We start from the raw sequence: 3030 nt of genomic DNA, 5'->3' as shown, positions 1-3030 counted from the left end.
GAACTTCGTCGAGTCGTCAACAACAATGAGATGCTCTCACGGGATCACGCTGTGCCGGCTGTCGAGACTTCGGGGTAAACTCATACGACTGGATATGAGGCATTGCTTCTTCGTAGAGAGTTTGTAGGTCAGTGATACCGTTCCATGCGATAGCGGTCGTCCAATAATCTGGATACTGAACGAGCTGCATATACGCGGAGTACCCCCCATAAGAGGAACCAAGTACGGCTACCCGAGAGGAATCGATCCAATCGAGATGTTTTAACCAATCTCCTGCAGCCACAATATCTGCTTGTTCCATTCCGCCCCAATCCCCGTGAACCTTACTCTCGAACTCTCGGCCGCGGCCAGTCGATCCCCTATAGTTTGGTTCAAAAACCGTGTATCCACAGCGAACGAGGAATTGGGTTCGGAGATTAAACAATCGACGGGCCTGTCCATGTGGTCCACCGTGAACACTTACAATACCTGGTGAGGGTCGCTGACCGGACTTGTAAAGAAGTCCGCCGATTTCCAACCCATCAGTCGATTCATAGGTGATGTACTCCGGCTCTACGAAGGACGAAGGATTGTGGTCCCCATATGACGCCGATATTAGCGTTTTCGTCGTATCTCGTCTTATGTCATACTGGAATAATTCCTTCCGATGGCTTCCAGTGGCGTGCTGGAGAACGATATTTCGATTCACATCGAATACCCGACCTTGGACGCGTGGGAAAAAGGACACACCGTCGGGGAGAGAAAGTAACTCTACGCCACCGCTGTTTAAGTGGTAACGAATCGGCATACTGGTGGCGTTTCGGGAACGCAATGCTAGGACTGAATTACCCTCTGGATCGAATACTAACGGTGTTTCATCGTACTCAGCCTCACCGAGCCACTTAACAGTATTATCGCTGACAGAGTAGATGCCGGCTTGGTTCCAACCGTTCGCATCGTCGCCGATGAGAAGTTTCTCGCTTTCCGGTCCCCACGCTGCAAGTTCTGTCTGAGATTCTGGTGCTCCTATCGATAATCTCGTTGGTGAGGTACCATCTGCGTTCGCAAGATAAACACTTTCTCCTTCGGTATCGGAATCAGTGGTTGCATAAGCTATCTTCGTTCCGTCTAGAGAGTATCGCGCTTGCGAGATAGGATTCGTTGAATCTGTGAGTTGGTCAGTTCGATTAGCGTAGGTATCGTACCTATACAAATTTAATTGCTCGCCCTCGTCACTAGCATAGAGAACGTACTGGCCATCTGGCGATATGTCTTGTAGTTGGCATTGTCCCCCGGTCTCAACAACAGTTTTTACTTCACCTTCTATCGTGACGACACTGATATCATTCTGCCGGTTTCCAGCGTAGTCATCATGAAAGTATATTTTCTTATTGTCCGCTCCCCAGACTAGATACCACATTGCATCTCGAGGTACTTCTCCATCCGTAACTTGACGGCAGTTATCAGCTTTGATATCATATATATATAAAGTTCATTCCTCCCAGATTTATCCCAGTAAAAAGCTACCTTAGTCCCATCGGGAGAGACCGTAGCTTGATAGAGTTCTGGGAGCGCAACCAGTTCCCGGAGTTGGCCAACCATGCTATTATCACTGGACATAGATGGATCTACTAGTACAAAGAACTAAATATTTTCGAATAAAATATTATAAAAAATGGTTGATGAGGACCACTTCAGGAATTGGGCTGATGTCTACGATGTCGTCTACGAAGGAAAGAACGCTGACGTAGACTTCTATTTGGACTTTGCACTGGACGCTGACGGGCCTGTCCTTGAAATTGGGTGTGGAACTGGTAGGGTGTATCTTGAACTCCTCTCGGCCGAAGTGGACGCTTATGGAATCGACATATCAGCTCCAATGCTCTCGGTGCTTCGAGAGCAGGCCAAGAAACGAGAGCTTGTCCCCCAGGTGTGGCAAGCCGATATGCGAGATTTCTCAGCGAATCAAACTTTTGACCGCATTATCGTCCCTTTCCGTACTTTTTTGCTCAATCTGACTATTGACGATCAACTTGCCACGCTCCAGTGCATTCGGGATCATCTCGCACCCGGCGGGAAACTTGCTTTCAATATGTTCGTGCCGGACCCGGAAATCATCGCAACTCAGTACGGAACGGAGATGGAATTAGAATTAGAACGAGATGAACTGACATACACGATCGTCCAGACTTACCGACTTGTAGACGAGATTGAGCGGTATATGCAGCTTGATCGAGAGCTTTTCAGGAATGGGAAATGTATCAGATCAATAAGTTACAAGTACGCTCTCCTCGACAAGCGGACCATTGAGTTGCTTCTCCAACATACAGAGTTCGACGATTGGGACGTATATGGCGGATTCAATGGTGATCCACTGACGTCGGCAGGACAAGAGATGGTCTGGATCGTAGAGGCTTAGTTCACAGTTGTTGAGGATGTCTCGCTTGTGGAACTCCCAATGTTGAAGAGTGGTGTGAACGGCATTATTATACAACTGAGAAGGAGCAATCCACCCATTCCACCTAACGTCGCTATTGAACCAACTGTCATCACTAAAGGGCCAGCAAGTACGACGCTCAAGGGGGTCCCGACCGAACTACAGATCCTGACTAGAGAGAACACGCGTCCCCGCTTGTCATCAGGAACTGTCGACTGGAGAAATGTTTGATAAGCTATCTTCATGATTGCGTTCCCTGTCCCCCCCACCGCTATCGCTCCGAAAATGAATGTGAACGGATACGCAACCACGGAGGGTAAGATTGCGGCCAGCAAGAAGCCAATCCCGGTCAGGCTAACGCCGAAAGTGATAACTTTCCCTCGATGCCGGTCGACGATTGATCCTGCAGAACCAACGAGGATGCTTCCGATAAAAACACCGACGAAAAGCGCTCCGTAGAGCGCGGCGAATACAACGCTGCCATGTGCAGTCCCGTCACCGATGACCGAAGTTAGTATATTTGTACGTGTTTACCCCGAGGTCTCGACAGCCGGCACAGCGTGAGCCCGTGAGAGCATCTCATTGCTGCTGATGACTCGACGAAGCTCTTCGTA

The 3030-nt window shown here is 49.0% G+C and carries 2 protein-coding genes and 1 pseudogene; 1 reads left to right on the top strand and 2 read right to left on the bottom strand.

What is annotated here, in order from left to right; translation table 11 throughout:
- Positions 1 to 121: 121 nt before the first annotated feature.
- Positions 122 to 787, bottom strand: a pseudogene (locus tag C487_RS21550) (alpha/beta hydrolase family protein); the annotation flags it as partial.
- Positions 788 to 1654: 867 nt separating this feature from the next.
- Between C487_RS21550 and C487_RS14070 the strand changes: the two are divergent.
- The gene (locus C487_RS14070; RefSeq protein ID WP_006186467.1) at positions 1655 to 2398 is read left to right on the top strand and encodes a class I SAM-dependent methyltransferase; all 744 of its coding nucleotides are present in this window, start codon (positions 1655 to 1657) and stop codon (positions 2396 to 2398) included.
- On the opposite strand, the gene C487_RS22050 is transcribed toward C487_RS14070, so the two are convergent.
- Complete coding sequence (locus C487_RS22050) at positions 2395 to 2919, bottom strand: MFS transporter (protein WP_394295586.1); 525 nt, start codon at positions 2917 to 2919, stop codon at positions 2395 to 2397. The two genes, C487_RS14070 and C487_RS22050, sit on opposite strands and share 4 nt — an antisense overlap.
- Positions 2920 to 3030 lie beyond the last annotated feature (111 nt).

The organism is Natrinema pallidum DSM 3751, from assembly GCF_000337615.1.
In the GTDB taxonomy this organism is placed as follows: domain Archaea; phylum Halobacteriota; class Halobacteria; order Halobacteriales; family Natrialbaceae; genus Natrinema; species Natrinema pallidum.
The sequence above is the reverse complement of the archived record's forward strand: the minus strand, read 5'-3'. Positions and strand labels throughout refer to the sequence as shown.

Coding starts and splice junctions, on each gene's coding strand:
- C487_RS14070 (WP_006186467.1), top strand. CDS start 1,655: ATGGTTGATGAGGACCACTTCAGGAATTGGGCTGATGTCTACGATGTC.